This window comes from Paucisalibacillus globulus DSM 18846 (assembly GCF_000482485.1).
Lineage (GTDB): Bacteria > Bacillota > Bacilli > Bacillales > Amphibacillaceae > Ornithinibacillus > Ornithinibacillus globulus.
On the sequence record NZ_KI519440.1, the window covers coordinates 18,324 to 36,935 of the forward strand.

The following is an 18,612-nucleotide window of genomic DNA, read 5'->3' on the forward strand; positions in this document are numbered from 1 at the left end:
AGTCCGAGGCTTCATTCGACAAAATTCCTCAAAATCCGGGTGGAGGCAGGCGCCAAAAAAATACGGGAATTCTGTCTTGCGTTCGACAAAATTCCCTAAAATTCGGGAAGTGACAGGCACCAATTTCCCGGTTTCTATTTAAAAATAAGTTTCCAGAATAGTACTGTGAGTACAATTAATATTGCTAGGTAAATATAAATTGCAAACGGTATGAAGGAAACAACGAGATGGACAATCGTAAATACCCCGACTATGAGCATTAAGATAATAATCTTTCCAGTTGTTCCTCCACCTTGTTGAGCAGATTCAATCGGTTCAGTGAATGGATATTTTCCATTGTTAAATAATTTATAGGATATTAGAATTTGTAATAAAGCAGTGACTAAGACAACTGCTAAATCTGGTAGAATACGAAATGAAAATATCCAGACGTACAATACCGATAGTGAAAATATGACTGGTAAATATAGCTTCACGAAGAATGCCTTTAATGTTGCACTATAAACGATGGAATGTTTTTGAATTGGCGTTGTTTGGAAAATCCATGCTCCCTTGTACTTGGCAGAAAACTGGAGCATATAAACAACCGTACCAATGATTATGTTAGCGAAATAAATTGTTAAAAAGGATCTGCCTTGTCCTAATTCTCCGAAGGTCTGAAAGCTTAGATTATTAAAAAGAAAGATTAACGGGAAAACCAGTGCCATTCCAAGTGATGGATATACTTTTAGTTTAAAATCCCTCTCACGGCTAATCATAATAGAAGCGAACCGGTAGAATAGCCTTTCCTCACGACTAAAGCAAACTATTTTTTCGAAAAAATCATTCAGGCTTCGTTTTTTCCTTTTCTTCGTACTCGATTCTTCCATTAACTTCTGTAAATTCCGCTCAAATGATGGCATCAATAAATAATAGAGAATAATAGAGACGATTGGTCCAATCACGGCAAGTAGGGAAAGGACAATAATCTCACTTGAATAATTTTGATTTAATATCATTTCGAATGGAGCTCCGAACCATACAGGTGGGATGAATACATGCCACCTGCTAAAATCATAAATATATTCAAAGCCTACAATATCAAATAATCTTATGATAATTTGATAACCAACAACAACTGCTACAGCAAGTAAAATCTGCACATAATTAATAATATCTTTCAATTTTTCCCCATCGAAAAATCGCAGGATAATCATGTAGATTAGCGCTGTTAAAGCTAGAACGAAAAGGTCTATTAAAATAACTTCAATGATGAAAAGTAGAAAGTAAAGAATACCTTTTGTGAACAGAAAAACAACTGCTGGAATAGCGATAAATGCTCCTGTAAGCATTGTTAAATAGATTGCTATATGAAGAATTTTAGCTGCATTAACCGTTCTGGTATGGACTGGTTTCGTATTTAAAATTACCTTATCTCGAACATCTAGAAGTACCGAAGAGAAGTCTGAAATCATGGATGTCATTAGAATGAACATGGCAACCCCAGCAATAATACTTACTTGGAATAAATAATTATCGCCAAAAAAAGAAAATGGGATAAGAAGTAGGCCATATAAAGCGTAAATCCATAATGATTGAATAAATTGATTTCCTTCCTTTTTCTTAGCATTTTGACTTAGGATAGTTGGAATTCGTCTTTGGTCCATTGAAAGCTTAACTTCTAATATCTTTCGCATGACGGTGTAATCAATATTTAATTTACGAAAAACGGATTGGAATGGATCAAGGACTTTCAGAATACGGATTTCACTCATTTTTACCATCCTCCGTTATAATGGAGACGATTTTTTCCGCTGTTTCCTTATGTTCATCAAACCCGGTTAATTGATTAAAAATACTCTCAAGTGATCCAGCTTTACTTTGTTCCTTTAGCTCGTCGAAAGAACCATCCGCCGCAATATCACCATTCACTAAAAGCACAATACGATTACTAATCTTCTCCACTACGTCCATAATGTGGGAGGAGTAGAAAATGGTTTTACCTTGATTAGCTAATGCCTCTAGCATATCTTTAATGACCATGACACTATTTGCATCCAACCCACTTAACGGTTCATCGAGAAAAATTAAATCTGGATTGTGTAGAAGGCTAGAGATAATAAGTACTTTTTGTCTCATACCTTTAGAAAAAGATGAGATTCTTGAATGGAAAACATTCTCCATATCGAACTCCTTCAAAAGACTCAGCGCTTTTATTTCCGCTTCATGACGGTCTAAACCGTATAGTTCAGCGATGAAACTTAAATATTCAGCAGCTGTTAGGTTATCGTAAATCTCCGCATTTTCTGGTACGTAACCAATTTTTTGTTTATATGTATGATCCGTTGTTGCAATGTTATGGCCAAAGATTTCTACTGTTCCACCATACCCGTCAACTAATCCGAGCATGATTTTTAGTGTGGTACTTTTTCCGGCTCCATTTGGCCCGATATAGCCAATAATTTGCCCTCTATATACATCTAGGTTGATCCCGTTTAAAACGTCCTTACCAGAATAACTCATGGTTAGGTTTTGTAGTGATAGTACTTTCTCCTTCATCCCTTGAACACCCTTTCTTGATTATGGGAACGTAGTTTTTCTGGAGCAATCAATTATAGTCCCTGGTTCTTGTTTCACATCTATGAAACTCCCAATATATAATCTATTTTACTTAACATATCAATCTGTGCTTTGGATTGCAATGGTGTTTAGAAAATTAAACATCCCTATTCAAGATGAGTAGGGATGTTTAACAGATTACTAAAACTCTTCATAAACAGCAGGATCTTGATTTTTCAATCTACCATCTTGGCGAGAAAGACTAGCGATGGTCTTCATATCTTGATCATCTAATGAAAAGTCAAAAAGGCTTATATTTTCTAGTTGTCGATTAGGTGTAGCAGATTTCGGTATTGCAACAGCACCAAGTTGATAATGCCATCGTAAAATGATTTGTGAAATAGACTTATCATATTTTGTCGCAATATTTTTAAGTACTTCGTTTTCGAAAACATCATTCGCTCTAGCAAGTGGACTCCAAGATTCTGTTACAATGCCGTGTTCCTTATGCCACTCTCGCTGTTCTTCTTGGTTAAAAAATGGATGTAATTCTATTTGATTAATTGCCGGTAAAACACCTGTTTCGTCTTGAAGGCGTTTTAGGTGTTCGGGTAAAAAGTTACAAACCCCAATGGAACGAACCAGCCCTCTTTTCTTCGCTTCAATCAATGCTTGCCATGCTTCAACATATAAATCCCGATTTGGGTTCGGCCAGTGAATTAGATAAATATCATAGTAACCTAGCTTAGCACGATATAGTGATTCCTCAATCGTAACTATCGCATCGTTATAACGGTGATAACGTCCAGGGAGTTTAGAAGTAATCATTAATTCTTCTCTCGGGACAGTGGTACGACGAACCGCCTCGCCAACTGTTCCTTCATTTTCATAATTATAGGCGGAGTCTAGTAGTCGATAGCCAAGGTTGATTGCACTCTCAATTGCCGCAACGCCTTCATTGCCTTTCAATTTATAAGTACCAAAACCAATAGCTGGAATGTGATTCCCGTCGTTTAATGTTATTTTTTGAAGTTGGTTTGTCATATACTCTTCTCCTCTCCTTTAAACAATTTATTTATTACAGTGTATCATGAAATCCTACGTAAAAAGCTCGATTCTGTTTATTTCATTGTAAGAAATTCTTTTTGGGCGGTTCTTGCTATCAAAGAAAAACCTACAAATTATTCTATATGAAACAAGTAATAAATCACTCATTCAAGGGCAAATACAATACATACAAAATAAGCCAGTTGTAACAATATCTTCAAAAAAACGTTCACTAAAGTGAACAATTTGTTCTAGAAAGTTAACTTGCTTTATAGAATATGAATAGACAGGTGTATAGTACTATTTTGCAGCAAAGTGACTACTAGCTGGAACACAAAATAATTAGATTAGAGAAAAAGAAAATTGGTATTGTCTACAGGACCACTATCAATGTAGGCACTCGATCACATTGTGGGTTGTCATGAAACCTTAGACGCTACGTCGTCATTGGTGTGATGGGAGGGGGGGTTAGATGCCCAAATGGTTAGGAGAAAAGTTACGTATACGTTCTCTGACTAGATAAAAAAGAACATACAAATGTTTATCAGACTTGTGAATACTCGAGAGATTATATTTTCTTAAAGAGAGGCGAAGTAGTGTCGATTGAATGCATAAACTTAAATCCTTGTTAAGTTAACCATAAGGGGGGGAATAACTTGCACGGAAATCCGAGTTCAACAAATTTTTATGAGGAATATGCTCCTAGTTTTAGTTTAGTGGACTCAAGACATGACCAGACAGGGAATTACCAGTTTAGTAAACGAATGATAGATGTGATTTTTTCACTTATATGTTTACCAATTGTATTAGTGATTATAGGAATATTTTCAATCTTAATTAGGCTCGAGACCCCTGGTCCTGCCATCTACTATCAAGTGAGAGTAGGATATTATGGTCAGTATTTTAAGGTATATAAATTACGATCCATGTTTCTAGATGCAGAAAAAAATGGTGCAACATGGGCATTGGAAAATGATCCAAGAGTAACTAAAGTTGGAAGGTTTATGAGAAAGACTAGAATAGATGAACTTCCACAAATCATTAATATATTAAAAGGAGAAATGACATTAGTTGGTCCGAGACCTGAAAGGCCAATTTTTACGGCAGAGTTTGAAAAGTCGATACCTGGTTTTACAAAGAGATTATTAGTTAAACCTGGTTTAACTGGATTAGCTCAGGTCAATGGGGGGTATAATCTTTCACCAGAAAAGAAACTACTACTTGATTTGTATTATATCGAAAATAAAGGAATAAAAATGGACTTAAAAATACTAGTGAAGACAATAGAAATTATATGCTCTGGGAACGGATCTAGGTAATTCTAAGGAGGGGGATGCTACTTGAAATGTTTAATTGTCACTACTCTTGATAGACAAATAATACTTTTTTTAGTTCCTCATATTAAATTGTTGCAGGAAATGGGATATACCGTAACAATCGCAACTTTTATTATCAATGAAAAAGAATTAGCAGAACAACTGCCACATGTACACCTCATCCATCTCCCTTTTTCAAGAAGTATTAGAAGTAAAGACAATATAAGAGCGTTCTTTAAAATAAGGAAGTTAATTAGAAAAGAAAAGTATCCGTTAATCCATGTACATACTCCAATTGCTTCCTTCCTTACTCGACTTGCATCCACTAAAAAACAATCTATTGTCTATACTGCTCATGGCTTCCATTTCAATGAAAATGGTGCGAAAATAAGTAACCAAATCTATTATGCAGCAGAAAAATATGCCGCTAGAAAGACAGATAAGTTAATTGTTATGAATACGCATGATTATGAGAAGGCAAAGGAATTTTTACCTGCTTCAAACATTCATTTCATCCATGGGATAGGCATTGATGCTACCTTCTATAATCCAAATCTTGTTTCTTATGAATCTAGGAAAAGTATAAGGGAAAGTTTACACCTACCATTAGATAAAACTGTAATTACACATATCGCGGAATTCAACGAAAACAAGAGGCAAATTGATATTCTTGAAGCAGTTGAAAAAATGAAGGAAGTACATCAAGACTTTGTTGTTTTATTGGTCGGGGATGGAAAGTTAGTAGATGAAATAAAAATAGAGGTTCAAAATAAAGGATTACATGAATATGTCCGTTGTCTAGGATTCAGAGAAGATATTAGAGAGTTATTAAGTATTACGGATATTGGTCTGCTAGTTTCAGAGCGAGAGGGTTTGCCTAAGTCTGTGATGGAAATGATGGCAATGGAGAAACCGGTTGTTGTCTCAAATATCCGAGGTAATAGAGATCTAGTTGAAGAAGCAAGTAATGGACTCCTAGTTCCGGTTAAAGATTCAAGCGAATTAATGAGAGCAATCCTGTTATTAGTAGAGAATCGCGAGTTTCGTAATAGATTAGGAACAACGGGGAGGAAGCTCATTCTAGAAAAATATGACCTGCCATTAATTTTGGAGAAGACGAAAGAAGTCTATCTGTCGATTAATCAAATGGATAATGTCGAAGTTGTTAAAGAAAATATTATGAATGTAAAGCAGATTTAGACTGAATATGTTCGGTGGTGGAAAATTGGCTAACAAAGGGAAATTGGTTATATCGCTGGATTTAGAACTGAATTGGGGAGTATTTGATGTTTATTCAACAGAATACTATAGGGGAAATTTACTAGGTGCACGGGAAATAGTACCAATACTGTTAGAAAAATTTCAATCGCAACATATCCATGCCACATGGGGAATAGTTGGATTTCTATTTTTTTCTAATAAGCAGGACCTATTAAAAGAGATACCAAAGGTTCAACCGCAATATAAGGATTTATCCATATCTTCATACGAGCAAATAAAACATATCGGAAATAATGAACTAGAGGATCCAATCCACTTTGGATCAGGGATTATTGAACAAATTCAAGATACTCCTTATCAGGAAATAGCAACACATACCTTTAGCCATTACTACACATTAGCTAAAGGTCAATGTCAGGCAGAATTTCAGGCTGATTTAGAGAAAGCATTGGAAATAGCAGAGAGGAAAGGAATATCAGTTAAAACAATTATTTTTCCTCGTAACCAATTGAATGCTGAATACCTAACAGAATCCCGTCAATTTGGTCTTATTGCATATCGAGGTTGTGAGAATCATTGGTTATATCGTATTCATGGTGAGAGAGAGGGACTATTTAAGCGGTTGATTCGATTATTGGATTCGTATGTTAATATTTCCGGAAATCATGTGTATACGACAGATGCATTACAAAGTCCATTCGGTCTTGTTAACATCCCTTCTAGTAAATTTCTTCGGCCATATTCTCGTAGACTCAGACTACTGGAACCGTTAAAGCTGAGAAGAATTATGGTAGGTATGACAGAAGCTGCTAAGGAAGGTAAGGTTTTTCATTTATGGTGGCACCCACATAACTTTGGTGCAAGGCAACGGGAAAGTATTCAACAATTAGATATCCTTTTGAATCATTTTCAATTGCTACGAGAACGATATGGAATGGAGAGTTATAGCATGAAAGAGTTAGGGGAAATGGTGTTAAACGATACTAAATGTGGTGTTTCCAGTGGTTCTATCTATAAAGAAGCTTGATTTCTTTTTCATTGGACTACTAGTTATATGTCTTCCATTTATGTTCTATCTCAACATGATGATTCAATTAAATGTTTCCGTTTCCGATTTTATTATGATTTTGATGTTGTATTGGGTTATATCCAATAAAGAGAATAGGGAATTAATTGCGAGAGTTCTTGGTAACTATAAGCATATTATTATTTATCTACTACTACTAATCTATGTTTGTATTTTAAGTATGACTAATTATTTTTTGAACATTTTTGTAGATATCACCTATGGTATTTCAGCCATTCTAAAATTATCGGTGAATTTTAGTTATATCCTAGTATTTCTTATCTATTTAGAAAAATACAAACGTGAACTGCTTATTTTTATTTTGCGTTGGTGGCGAATAACGGCAATGATTATCTCTTTGCTTTGTATTGGAAGTGTCATCCTCTATCAATTTGGTATTGATAATGGCATGACTCTTGGTGGACGGGCACAAGCAACATTAAATGATCCAAATCTTGCAGCACTTTATCTTGTCATTTCATTTTCTTTCATCATGCTTTATTCCAACTATGTAGAAAAGAAATTCATGATAAATCTATCAACCGTACTTATTTTAATTGCTTTATTTTTGACAGCTTCAAGAGGTGGAATCATAAGTATCCTTTTAGCAGTGGTAATAGTATTGTTTCTAACCTTTATGTTGGGAAGAATGAGAGAACTGCTTATTTTTATAGCTATTATGTCATTATTTCTTATTGCTTTTTTATGGGTGAATGAGACCTCTGAAGTACTGCGATTTGCCATCGATCGTGTAACCAGTGTTGGTTCCGAGGGAGATGGGACTTCATACCGCGTTTTCTTATGGATGTCGGCTTTTGATATGTGGACTAATAATCCTCTTATTGGGATTGGTATTGGTCAATTTATTGCTTACTCAACAGAAATGTATGGGGTTACGTTTATGAATATCCCGCATAATACCTATCTTACTTTTTTAACGGAAACTGGAATGGTTGGATTTCTTGCATTCCTATGGTTTCCACTCTATCTCTTTTTTAGACTAGTTGTTTTTATAACTACTAATGGAGAGAAAAAGTATTATGTTATTTTAATTGGATTGATTGCAGTAGGAATTCAAGCAATTTCCATCAATATCGAAAACATTCGTTTTGTTTGGATATATTTAACCATTGCCTTTGTGCTTTCCTACCATACAAAAGAAAAGCTATGGCGATAGGTAACAGTGAATCAGGTAGAACATTAATTTGGAGGTAATGAGGATGAAGGATACGTTATCTATTCATGAAATCATTCAAACATTAAAGAAACGAACGGCATTAATCATATTACTTACTATTAGTTTCATTATTCTTGCTGCTATATTAAGCTACTATGTCCTAACACCTACCTATCAATCAACCTCTCAATTTATTGTGATTCAACAAACAAATGAAAATATCCAATTTAACATACAAGAAATTGAAAGCAATTTAGAATTAATCAATACGTATAAAGAAATTATTAAAAGTCCATCTATTTTAGAGCAAGTGGCAAATGAAATGAACTTGGGTGTCACCTTAGCGGAATTAGGAAAGCAAATCAAAGTGTCTAGTGGAGAAAACTCCCAAGTAATTACTGTTTCAGCAGTTGCTTCAAGTCCAGAAAAAGCCGCAGAACTGGCAAACCTAGTTGTTGAAACGTTTGAAAACACAATCCTTCCCATCATGAAAATTGAAAGTGTTTATATTTTATCGAACGCGAATCCTAGTTTATCACATGAACCAATTAGCCCGAGGCCAATAGTTAATATGATATTAGCAGCAGTAATTGGTCTAACTACTGGTATTGGCCTGGCACTGAGTCTTGAGTTTTTGAATACAAAGGTCAAGTCAGAAAGTGATATTGAAGAGCAAGGAATACCAGTATTAGGTGTTGTTTCAAATGTGGAACAAAGAAAAAGAAAAGAAAATAGAAATACTCATATGGAAACGGAGGGGTGAAAAGTTGACAAGAAAGAAGAAAAAAGAAAGAGGAGTAAACCTTATTACAATCGAAAGAAAAAGCAAGCAAGCTTCCGAGCAATTCCGGACGATACGCTCGAATATTAATTTTGCTTCCATTAATAAAGAACTAAAGAGTCTAGTGATAACCTCTCCACATTCAGGTGATGGGAAGACCATGACAGCTACTAATCTTGCAATTGTGTTTAGCCAGGAAGGAAAAAAGGTGTTATTAGTGGATGCGGATATGAGAAAACCGACCATACACCATATGTTTCGTCTCATGAATAACAATGGCTTAAGTAATTATTTAGTTGGACAGCAGGATATTAATTCCATTATCAATCCAACGTACCTAACGGACCTAGATATTGTTACTAGTGGGATAATACCACCAAATCCGTCGGAGTTACTTGGCTCCATACAAATGGAGAAATTTATGACAAGCGTAAAGGAACGTTACGATATCATCATTTTTGATACACCACCTGTATTAGTTGTAACAGATTCAACATTGTTAGCTAATCTATGTGACGGTGTTTTACTGGTAATTCGAGCTAAAAAAAGTGAGATCAGTGATGTGAAAAAAGCAAAGGAACAGTTAAAATACGCTGGAGCAAATCTTCTGGGGGCTATTCTTAATGGAAAGAAGCTGCCACAAGATAGTTATTACTATATTAAGGGGTGACAACATATGGCTAATGTTAGTTACAGACGAGGAATCATCCAGATGATGGATGCCTATGAGACCACAGACATAGAATACGAAATAGCGGTTGATATTATTATTTCCCATAAAGTATTGTTTCCTTCCACCGACTTGGCTGAAAAGCCACAAACTAAAAAAGGATTATATAGCTTTGGGAAAACATTATTAATCGATTTACGTAGAACCGAACAGGAAATATTTTTAGACATTCATAAGAATGCTCGATATAAAATCAATCGGGCTATGAAAAGGGATCCTCTTATTTATCATGAACTAACTACACCAACAGATCAAGAAATTCAGCAGTTTGTTCGTTTCTTTAATGACTTTGCTTTAAATAAGGGAATCCCACCTGCAATTATAGATAGGCTAAAGGGGTTACGTGATTCTAATTCGCTAATACTTTCCTACGTCTCCAACGAAAATGGCGATACACTATGTTATCACGCCTACGTGAAAACTAAAAATAGTTGTGCTCTCTTACATTCAGCATCTGCTAGGTTTAATAATTCAGAGCTCAGAAATATGATTGGAAGGGCGAATCGTTACTTACATTGGGAGGATATAAAAAGTTTTAAAAGAATGGGATTAGATTGGTTTGACTTTGGAGGTATATTTGTTGAGCCATTAAAAGACGGTGAGAGACATATTAATACATTTAAAATGGAATTTGGTGGCCAAATTGTTGATATCGATAGGAGGCATTATCCTAATACGATATTAGGGAAAATAATTGTATTTTTATTTTGGTTAAAACACCGGAATAGGCCTGAGTTTCTGAGAGCAAAGAGACTAAGACAACATCAATATGCTTTAAAAAGTTAGTGACATAGAATAATCAACTAGTAAATGAGGGGGAGCTTTTGGAAATAAAGAGACTGTCGCTGAAGATTAATATGACTTGGACATTGGTTGGGAGTGTTTTTTACTCCATTACACAATGGTTGTTATTAATTATCCTCGCAAAACTTGGAACCCCAGAGATGGTTGGACAGTATGCGCTTGGGCTAGCGATTACGGCACCAATTGTCTTATTTACAGAAATGAACCTACGTTTAGCGCAGGTAACTGATGCGAAAGGAACATTTCTGTTCAGTCATTATTTGGGAACAAGATTGATTTCAGTTGGAGTCTCTATTATATTCTTCCTTTCCGTGGTACTTTTTGTTGGCTTTGACATGTATACAGCAATGGTCATTCTGTTAATAGGAATTGCGAAACTTCCTGAGTCGATCAGTGGAGTTTTTCATGGTCAACTGCAAAAGCACGAGCGAATGGATTATATTACGAAATCGCAAATTTTAAAAGGCATGATGACGGTCATTATATTCTCCACTACGTTATATGTTACAGAAAGCTTGATTTTATCGATTATTGGACAAATAATCGTTTGGACCGTTGTCCTATTAATTTATGACTTTCAGGTTGTTAAAAAGTATGAAGTTGTTAAGGCAAGTTTTCATATGGCAACAATAAAACGATTGGTAAAAATGACATTGCCATTAGGTATCGTAGCCTTGTTAGCCTCGGTGAATACGAATATTCCAACCTACCTAGTTGAATATTTTTTAGGTAGGGAAGAACTGGGATACTTTGCTGCAATTCTTTATATCCTTTTTGCAGGTGATCGGATGGTGAATTCCATCGGTCAACCGGCCATACCAAGACTTGCAATGTTCTTTGAACAAAAAAATATAAGATCCTTCCAAAAGTTATTGATCGGCTTAGTTGCTTTTGGCTTTGTCATTGGTGTTTTAGGCTTTATCGTAGCATATTTAATTGGAGACACCGTACTATCGATTATTTATACACCTTCCTATGCAACATACGCAGACTTATTTATATTCATTATGGTTTCTGGGATATTTTATTATCCGGCAACATTTCTTGAATTAGGCTTTAGTGCTACAAGATATTTTAAGTTGCAACCACTTTTAGCAACTTTTTGGGTAATAGTAAGTGTTATCGGGTGTGTGCTTTTAATCCCGAAATTTGGTGCAGTTGGGGCTGCGATAGCATTAATTATCTTTTCATTTTCACAAGTGATTAGTATGCTAGTTGTTTTATACCTAATATTAAGGAAGTCTTACGTTTGAAGGGACCGGAATTACTAATATAAAGCTTAGAGAGGGTGATAGAGAATTGGCTATTCTTGTTACTGGTGGAGCAGGTTATATTGGGAGTCATCTTTGTTTAGAGTTATTAAATGCAGGATATGAAGTGGTCGTTGTTGATAATAACTCTACTAGTAGTTCAGATGCCTTAAAGCGTGTTCAAGAAATCACTAGAAAATCTGTAACGGTATATACAGTTGATTTAGGAAAAAAGGAGGACTTATTGGACGTTTTTTCTAATCATACAATCTCGTCTGTCATTCATTTAGCTGGCTATAAGTCGGTTAGTGAATCATCATCCATCCCGTTAACATATTACGCCAATAACATCATGAGCACCCTAATCCTATGTGAAGTAATGCAAATGTTTAATGTGAAAAGTCTAGTATTCAGTTCGTCTGCCACTGTCTACGCTCCAACTGAGAAGAATGAGCCAATATCAGAAAGCCATCCTTTAGGAGCAATAAACCCATATGGACATACGAAACAAGTGATAGAGGAAATTTTACGGTATTTATTTTATTCTGATCCATCATGGAGCATTTGCATGTTAAGATACTTTAATCCTGTGGGTGCGCATGACAGTGGTCAAATAGGAGAGAACCCAAAAGGAATCCCTAATAATCTAGTACCATATATTACGAATGTCGCAGCAGGACTTTTACCAGCACTTTCAATTTACGGTAATGATTATCCAACCCGGGATGGAACTGGAATTAGGGATTATATCCATGTTGTGGATTTGGCACAAGGTCATATTAGCGCCCTGAAAAAAGTTGAGACAACAACTGGAATTAATGCTTATAATTTAGGTACAGGCAAAGGCTATAGTGTCTTGGAAATGGTTCGGTCCTTTCAGAACGTATCAGGAAGGGAGATTCCCTATATCATCGCACCACGCCGAAAAGGGGATATTGCTGTTAGCTTTGCGGATGTAACAAAGGCAAAGGAAGAGCTAGGCTGGGAAGCAAAAAGAGGAATTGACGCGATGTGTATGGATGCTTGGCGTTGGCAACGTGCTAATCCAAGTAATTCAGCCCTTGTTTGAGGAGGCTTTCCTTAAGTACACCTATGTAAGTAAAGCAGCACTAGGATTTTCTCTTAATTTAAATAGTGGGAGAGTGGGATGACAGTGTTGGTTCGCGTTGCTGAAATTTTGTTGGGTGTGATTTTTCTAGGGGCAGGGTTAAATGGTTATTTCGTTCTGTTTGGAATGGAGCCGTTTGCACCAACCAGTCCTAAAGCAATGGATTTTCTAGGAGATGGGTATCTGTTGGCGATGGAAAAAGGGGTAGAAATTATTGCGGGAATTTTATTGTTAATTCGTCGTTTTGTCCCTTTAGTACTCGTTATCCTTGCAGGTCTTATTGTAAATATTTTTGCTTTTCATATTTTCGTTGATTCGGAGTTACTCTTGTTAGCTATTGTACTAGTATTATTAGAAGGTTTCTTAGTTTGGCATTATCGAGATAATTATCGAGGGTTACTCGAAAGCAGGTCTAAAAGATAGGGTCCGTATTTAAATCACTGGGTATACTATGAATGGTGATTAGATAATGGAGAACTTCAACTTAACAGCGGAAGATGGATTAGGATTATCTGTAGCACTTTTTGAAGCAACTAAAACAAAGGCTTTGGTTCAAATGATTCATGGTGCGCAAGAACATAAAGAACGTTATTATAATTTTATCGACTATTTAAATGGGAATGGTTTTACGGTTATCATTTCTGATATACGGGGCCATGGGGCGTCGGTAAATAAAGATTATCCATTAGGGTTTATGAATGGAGTAGAAGAAATTATTGCAGATCAGATTTTGATAACTAGGTATATAAAGAGACGATTCCCCGGAAAGGATTTATATCTTTTTGGGCATTCGCTAGGTTCGATATTTGCAAGATGCTATTTACAAAGGTATGATCAAGAAATTAAAAAGCTTGTACTGAGTGGAACAGCGAACTATGTTCCACTGGTTAGTATAGGAATTTTGATAGGTAAAGTAATTACAGCTTTCTCCGGGAAACATGGATATAGCAAAGTTCTTCGGAAATTAACTGGGAATAGTAAGGATGATTCCTGGCTTAGTGCGAATCAATCCAATGTGGAAGCATATCGTAATGACCCATTATGTCAATATCATTATCAAAATAGCGCGATGTTAACGGTATTCGAAGCAGATCAAGCAATACATGAGGTTCATAATTATCTTTGTAGAAATCCGGGATTAAAAATTCTAAGCGTTGTTGGGGAGGACGACCCGGTAACTGGCGGAGAAAAGGGATTAAAGGATTCATTTGATGCGTTAAGGAAAATTGGTTACAAGTACATGAACAGTAAGGTTTATCCTGGAATGAAGCATGAGGTTTTACATGAAGTTGATAAACAGATTGTTTATGATGATATTGTCCGGTTTTTTGTTTGACACCATAGTAATAAAAGGTACTCAGTAGTTCCAACTACTAAGTACCAGAATACAACCCGCAAAAGTAGTGGTTAACTACTTAAAGAATATCGCAAAAAGAAGTAACATACTCGGTTCTAGGGGTGGTTACTTCTTTTTGTTTAAAAGAAAGACAACATTCATTTCGTTTAATGTTAATCCTGTTAAGAATGATAGACTAAATTGAAATCGTTACTACGTGCCTCGCATAACGCCATACTTACCGCTATTTCATACTAAGGAAGAAGAGGGAATCCTCACTAGCGAAATACATACGTTAAATAATTCCCATTCCAATCTTTAATCGGTACTGCGTTATTTTTTAATTCTCTCCAAATATACTGGTCTAACTTATATGGGGAACTTGATTGAAACGATGCCAATTGAGGCTTTGAAATAGTAAAGTTTATGATTTCCTTACCATTCTTCACTAGCACCTCGTAGTTACTAAGTTTAATTAGTTGTACCTCGTAATTTGAATCCCATTCCTGCAATTGCCTTTCTACTGTTACTAATACATGTTTTAAAAATATCTCTCCATCTTGATTTTTAGCCATATAGCCTCTGATAAATCCTGTTGTGTTCATTTGCCTTACCTCCTAATTTTTTTCAAAAGGTTCCAAGACACAAAAAAAGCCCTTTGTTGCAAATGAATGCACACAAAGAGCTGGAGAAGCCGATCGTCATCATTCAAAGCAAGCTTTGCTGGTTGGAGCACCTTACCACTTGGCAGGTTGCTGTGAAGTCATAGAGCCAGTACTCTCGTTCACTCTTGATAACCTATTGAATTAAGTTCATTCTACCATAAAGTGAAACTTCAATCAATGGGGGTTTTTGTACTTCCCCCACTGATTGTTAGTTGAACGAACCTTAGCTTTTGACTTACTGTTTGATCCCCCACTTATAATTCTTGAATTTCACTCGAATTCCTCTCGTTTAGGGTCTTACAGCCAGTTAACCTGCGATAAAATAGAAACAGTGAAAAGAAAACTCTGTGTGGTTGTTCTAAAGGAAATATATGTAATGTGTTAAACTAGGATTATTCTAAAAGTAATCATTTAGATATTGACAGTGTTTATGCTTTTGCTCCTCCAAAAAGCCTTCGAGAGTAAATAAAAATACCGTACGTTAAGGAGGATTAAAATTGGGTTATTTCAAATCTCGGGCAAAAAATCTTTTCCCAGGATATTTTGCATTAGTGATGGCTACTGGTGCATTATCAATTGGTAGTCATTTATTAGATCTAGATTTAGTTTCGAAAATATTGGCGATGGTGAATTTCTTCGCCTATGTGTATCTATGGTTTTTAACGATTATTAGAGTTGTATATTATTTCCCGGACGTTAAAAAAGATATCACTAGTCACGCATTAGGGCCAGGATTTTTTACACTTGTTGCTGGAACTTGTGTATTTGGTAGTGAACTACTCATAGTTCTAGACTTCCAGAAACTTCCCTTGTATCTCTGGTTCCTTGGCATTATTTTATGGGTTATTATCATGTATACATTTTTTGTGGCTGTGACAGTAAGAAAAGATAAGCCACGTATGGCAGATGGGATTAATGGAGCATGGTTGATCGCGGCAGTTGCTACTCAGTCGGTATCCATATTAGGAACGTTACTTGTTCCATATGTAAATGATGGCCGAGGTATCATCATGTTTTTTACATTATGTATGTATTTTCTTGGCTGTATGCTATATCTCAACATTATTACATTAATTTTTTATCGTTTTACATTTGTTGATTTTAAATATGAATCACTAACCCCACCTTACTGGATTAATATGGGTGCAGTTGCCATTACTACTTTGGCTGGTTCGACGCTCATTTTACATCGGGAGTATTGGGAACTAGTTAAAGAAATCACTCCTTTTCTAAAAGGGTTCACATTATTTTTCTGGATTACCGGAACATGGTGGATTCCGCTTCTGTTCATTCTGATGATATGGCGTTACGTATATCATCATGACCGATTTTCCTATGATCCACAAAACTGGGGAATGGTCTTCCCACTAGCTATGTATACAACTAGTACATTTCAATTGTCAGAGGCGCTAGAGGTCCCGTTTTTAAAAGTTGTTCCGGAAGTGATGGTGTTTATTGCGATTGGTGCGTGGGTTGCTGGAATTTATGGTCTCGTTTCTCATGTGATAAGGACTAGGAAGGGGTATAAGTTGGAGTAGAAACTGCTAGTTAGGGAAATTTCCAAGCTAGGCATACCAGTAGGAATTAATTAGTAAAAGGAAGTATTCACAATACCTATTTAGGCAGTGGTTACTTCTTTTTTTAGTCTCCGTCTACAGACCGAGGTAAATTACTTCTTAAGATACCTTGTCTACACTAAATTTCCTAGTAAACTAGAAAGTAGGAAATAAAATAGTGATCGGAGATGAAACAGATGAAAATAGAAAAAACAGTTGAATCAGTGGTTAACCGTTTCATTAAAAGTGCGAAGAGTTCTATAGTCAAACAGGAAGTCATTCAAAAGGAACGAATTGATAGTACTAGTATACATTCCATACATATTTCTACGACAAATTTGGATATCGAAGTAACTAGTCATAAGGAACAACATATCGATATCGTGCTTAAAACATATGAGGATGGTCCGCAATTGGAGATAGATCAAGAAAATGATAGTTTAAAAATAACAGCGTTCCAATCGGATCAAATACAGACATTTTTTGGTGTCTATCCATCCACAAAAGTTCAGGTTCTTGTCCCAAGTGCAGTAGTGGAAGAGTGGGACGTACGAACCGGCTCTGGTGATGTTAGTTTTTCTGAGATTACAATGAGTATGCTTTCTGTGAATTCTGGTTCAGGGGACATCAAATTATCAACTATAGATGCTAATCAAGTTAAGCTTCGTAGTTCATCTGGTGATATAAAGGCAAAAAATTTAAAAGCAGAAGCCTGTCAAATTGGTACGTCATCAGGGGATATGGTACTCCAAAGACTAACTGTGATCAATTTACAAGCAAAAGCAAGTTCTGGTGATATAGCCATTACTAATATACAAGGAGAAAATCTAGAAATTCAAACGGCTTCGGGCAGTGTTGAATTAAAAGATATTTATATGGTGACAGGAAGTATCGTATCTAGTTCAGGTGATGTTGATGCTAACCATGTACGGATAGGCAAGTTATTGGGAAGTACGAAGTCAGGTAGTATAGATATGAAGGATTTTACCGGAAGCATAAAAGGTTTGGTTGTTTCGGGTGATTTGAAGCTTCAGTTAAGAGGAGAATGTGCCGCTAATTTAGATGCGAAAAGTGGAGATATTATAGTCGAATTAGAAAATGAAATAGGATTAAATGCTACAGTTGATATTATAAGTAAATCAGAAGATATTACTACTAATCTTCCTTTAGAATGTAAAGATGATTCATCAAGGCTATTTGGTGTTATAGGGGCAGGGGAAAATGCCATACGCATTACTTCCTTAACTGGCGATGTAAAAGTGTATAAGGAAGAAGTGGCAAATTATTAAACTGGGGATATTAGAATTGCATAAAATCTTCGTTTATGGGACTCTACTAAAAGGCGAACTTGAAATATGCAAATCGAGTTGGATGAACTGGAAGAATATTCGGAAGGTGCGAAGGATAACCTATATGTTCGTGTAGTTCTCCTCATTAGGACAGAAGAAAGTACTACTTCTGCTTATGTATACGTTGCTGCGAGGGGAAGTCTATTGAATAGACGAATTGATAGTGGTGATTGGAGAATAAATCAATAGAAATTTAATGGCATGCTCAAGGTGAGCATGCCATTTTTGTGTAGTCAAGAAGAATTTATTCTGCATATAACTCCCGATTTCAGGTGTTATGTGGGTATATGGAATTAATCTCTCATTAATCATTTCAATCCTGAAATCTAGTTGAAATGATTTATAGCGTTTCTAATTAATCATTTGAAACGCAAAACCCAGCTGAAATGATTCATAGCGCCATCTTATTAATCATTTCAATCACAAAACCCGGTTGAAATGATTCATAGCAGTTTCTCATTAATCATTTTAATCGCAAAACTTGTTTGAAATGATTCATAGCGCCATCTTATTAATCATTTCAAACGCAAAACCGAGTTGAAATGATTCATAGCACCTCCTCATTAATCATTTCAAACACAAAACCGAGTTGAAATGATTCATAGTGCCTTCTCATTAATCATTTCAAACGGAAAACCCAGTTGAAATGATCCATAGCGCATATATCC

The 18,612-nt window shown here is 35.7% G+C and carries 18 protein-coding genes and 1 riboswitch; of the genes, 14 read left to right on the top strand and 4 right to left on the bottom strand.

Features of this window, described 5'->3' with window-relative positions; genetic code table 11:
• Positions 1–134 precede the first annotated feature (134 nt).
• The 3 genes from K332_RS0119975 to K332_RS0119985 all read right to left on the bottom strand — a co-directional run bounded on the left by K332_RS0119975 (position 135) and on the right by K332_RS0119985 (position 3,582).
• Positions 135–1,754 carry a hypothetical protein gene (locus K332_RS0119975; protein WP_026909065.1) on the bottom strand — a complete coding sequence of 540 codons (1,620 nt, stop codon included), beginning with the start codon at positions 1,752–1,754 and terminating at the stop codon, positions 135–137.
• Entirely contained in the window at positions 1,747–2,538 is a 792-nt protein-coding gene (locus K332_RS0119980) for an ABC transporter ATP-binding protein (RefSeq protein ID WP_026909066.1), read from the bottom strand. The genes K332_RS0119975 and K332_RS0119980 overlap by 8 nt, the downstream gene beginning before the upstream one ends.
• Before the next feature lie 201 nt (positions 2,539–2,739).
• A complete protein-coding gene (locus tag K332_RS0119985) occupies positions 2,740–3,582 on the bottom strand; it encodes an aldo/keto reductase (protein WP_026909067.1) in 843 nt (280 codons plus the stop codon).
• A 659-nt stretch (positions 3,583–4,241) separates the two neighbouring features.
• On the opposite strand from K332_RS0119985, the gene K332_RS0119990 reads away from it, so the two are divergent.
• The 11 genes from K332_RS0119990 (at position 4,242) to K332_RS0120040 (ending at position 14,374) form a co-directional block, all read left to right on the top strand.
• Positions 4,242–4,904 (top strand): sugar transferase, encoded by a 663-nt coding sequence (locus K332_RS0119990; RefSeq protein WP_026909068.1) that lies wholly within the window; start codon positions 4,242–4,244, stop codon positions 4,902–4,904.
• Between the two features lie 21 nt (positions 4,905–4,925).
• Positions 4,926–6,101: a glycosyltransferase family 4 protein gene (locus K332_RS23000; protein WP_051359558.1), complete on the top strand. Its 1,176-nt coding sequence runs from the start codon at positions 4,926–4,928 to the stop codon at positions 6,099–6,101.
• 25 nt (positions 6,102–6,126) lie between these two features.
• Positions 6,127–7,149, top strand: coding sequence for a polysaccharide deacetylase family protein (locus tag K332_RS23005; protein ID WP_051359559.1), 1,023 nt, complete (start codon positions 6,127–6,129; stop codon positions 7,147–7,149).
• The gene (locus tag K332_RS0120005) at positions 7,124–8,365 is read left to right on the top strand and encodes an O-antigen ligase family protein (RefSeq protein ID WP_026909069.1); all 1,242 of its coding nucleotides are present in this window, start codon (positions 7,124–7,126) and stop codon (positions 8,363–8,365) included. Before K332_RS23005 ends, K332_RS0120005 begins: the two co-directional genes overlap by 26 nt.
• A gap of 43 nt (positions 8,366–8,408) precedes the next feature.
• Positions 8,409–9,128: a YveK family protein gene (locus tag K332_RS0120010; protein ID WP_026909070.1), complete on the top strand. Its 720-nt coding sequence runs from the start codon at positions 8,409–8,411 to the stop codon at positions 9,126–9,128.
• 4 nt (positions 9,129–9,132) lie between these two features.
• The gene (locus K332_RS0120015) at positions 9,133–9,816 is read left to right on the top strand and encodes a CpsD/CapB family tyrosine-protein kinase (RefSeq protein WP_026909071.1); all 684 of its coding nucleotides are present in this window, start codon (positions 9,133–9,135) and stop codon (positions 9,814–9,816) included.
• Positions 9,817–9,822: 6 nt separating this feature from the next.
• Positions 9,823–10,662 carry a hypothetical protein gene (locus K332_RS0120020; RefSeq protein WP_026909072.1) on the top strand — a complete coding sequence of 280 codons (840 nt, stop codon included), beginning with the start codon at positions 9,823–9,825 and terminating at the stop codon, positions 10,660–10,662.
• Positions 10,663–10,700: 38 nt separating this feature from the next.
• A complete protein-coding gene (locus K332_RS0120025) occupies positions 10,701–11,933 on the top strand; it encodes an oligosaccharide flippase family protein (protein ID WP_026909073.1) in 1,233 nt (410 codons plus the stop codon).
• Positions 11,934–11,979: 46 nt separating this feature from the next.
• Positions 11,980–12,999, top strand: coding sequence for a UDP-glucose 4-epimerase GalE (gene galE, locus K332_RS0120030; RefSeq protein ID WP_026909074.1), 1,020 nt, complete (start codon positions 11,980–11,982; stop codon positions 12,997–12,999).
• A gap of 78 nt (positions 13,000–13,077) precedes the next feature.
• The gene (locus K332_RS0120035; protein ID WP_026909075.1) at positions 13,078–13,461 is read left to right on the top strand and encodes a hypothetical protein; all 384 of its coding nucleotides are present in this window, start codon (positions 13,078–13,080) and stop codon (positions 13,459–13,461) included.
• Between the two features lie 46 nt (positions 13,462–13,507).
• Entirely contained in the window at positions 13,508–14,374 is an 867-nt protein-coding gene (locus K332_RS0120040) for an alpha/beta hydrolase (RefSeq protein WP_051359560.1), read from the top strand.
• 278 nt (positions 14,375–14,652) lie between these two features.
• Here K332_RS0120040 and K332_RS0120045 read toward each other — a convergent pair whose 3' ends face one another.
• Complete coding sequence (locus K332_RS0120045) at positions 14,653–14,979, bottom strand: hypothetical protein (RefSeq protein WP_026909077.1); 327 nt, start codon at positions 14,977–14,979, stop codon at positions 14,653–14,655.
• Between the two features lie 93 nt (positions 14,980–15,072).
• A riboswitch (SAM riboswitch) is annotated at positions 15,073–15,174 on the bottom strand.
• A gap of 362 nt (positions 15,175–15,536) precedes the next feature.
• On the opposite strand from K332_RS0120045, the gene K332_RS23010 reads away from it, so the two are divergent.
• The 3 genes from K332_RS23010 (at position 15,537) to K332_RS23015 (ending at position 18,133) form a co-directional block, all read left to right on the top strand.
• A complete protein-coding gene (locus K332_RS23010; protein WP_036689475.1) occupies positions 15,537–16,577 on the top strand; it encodes a tellurite resistance/C4-dicarboxylate transporter family protein in 1,041 nt (346 codons plus the stop codon).
• Positions 16,578–16,792: 215 nt separating this feature from the next.
• Entirely contained in the window at positions 16,793–17,884 is a 1,092-nt protein-coding gene (locus K332_RS0120055; protein WP_026909078.1) for a DUF4097 family beta strand repeat-containing protein, read from the top strand.
• 66 nt (positions 17,885–17,950) lie between these two features.
• On the top strand, positions 17,951–18,133 hold the full coding sequence (locus tag K332_RS23015) for a gamma-glutamylcyclotransferase (RefSeq protein WP_036689477.1): 183 nt from the start codon (positions 17,951–17,953) through the stop codon (positions 18,131–18,133).
• Positions 18,134–18,612 lie beyond the last annotated feature (479 nt).

Coding starts and splice junctions, on each gene's coding strand:
- K332_RS0119975 (WP_026909065.1), bottom strand. CDS start 1,754: ATGAGTGAAATCCGTATTCTGAAAGTCCTTGATCCATTCCAATCCGTT.
- K332_RS0119980 (WP_026909066.1), bottom strand. CDS start 2,538: ATGAAGGAGAAAGTACTATCACTACAAAACCTAACCATGAGTTATTCT.
- K332_RS0119985 (WP_026909067.1), bottom strand. CDS start 3,582: ATGACAAACCAACTTCAAAAAATAACATTAAACGACGGGAATCACATT.
- K332_RS0120010 (WP_026909070.1), top strand. CDS start 8,409: ATGAAGGATACGTTATCTATTCATGAAATCATTCAAACATTAAAGAAA.
- K332_RS0120020 (WP_026909072.1), top strand. CDS start 9,823: ATGGCTAATGTTAGTTACAGACGAGGAATCATCCAGATGATGGATGCC.
- K332_RS0120035 (WP_026909075.1), top strand. CDS start 13,078: ATGACAGTGTTGGTTCGCGTTGCTGAAATTTTGTTGGGTGTGATTTTT.
- K332_RS0120040 (WP_051359560.1), top strand. CDS start 13,508: ATGGAGAACTTCAACTTAACAGCGGAAGATGGATTAGGATTATCTGTA.
- K332_RS0120045 (WP_026909077.1), bottom strand. CDS start 14,979: ATGAACACAACAGGATTTATCAGAGGCTATATGGCTAAAAATCAAGAT.
- K332_RS0120055 (WP_026909078.1), top strand. CDS start 16,793: ATGAAAATAGAAAAAACAGTTGAATCAGTGGTTAACCGTTTCATTAAA.
- K332_RS23015 (WP_036689477.1), top strand. CDS start 17,951: ATGCAAATCGAGTTGGATGAACTGGAAGAATATTCGGAAGGTGCGAAG.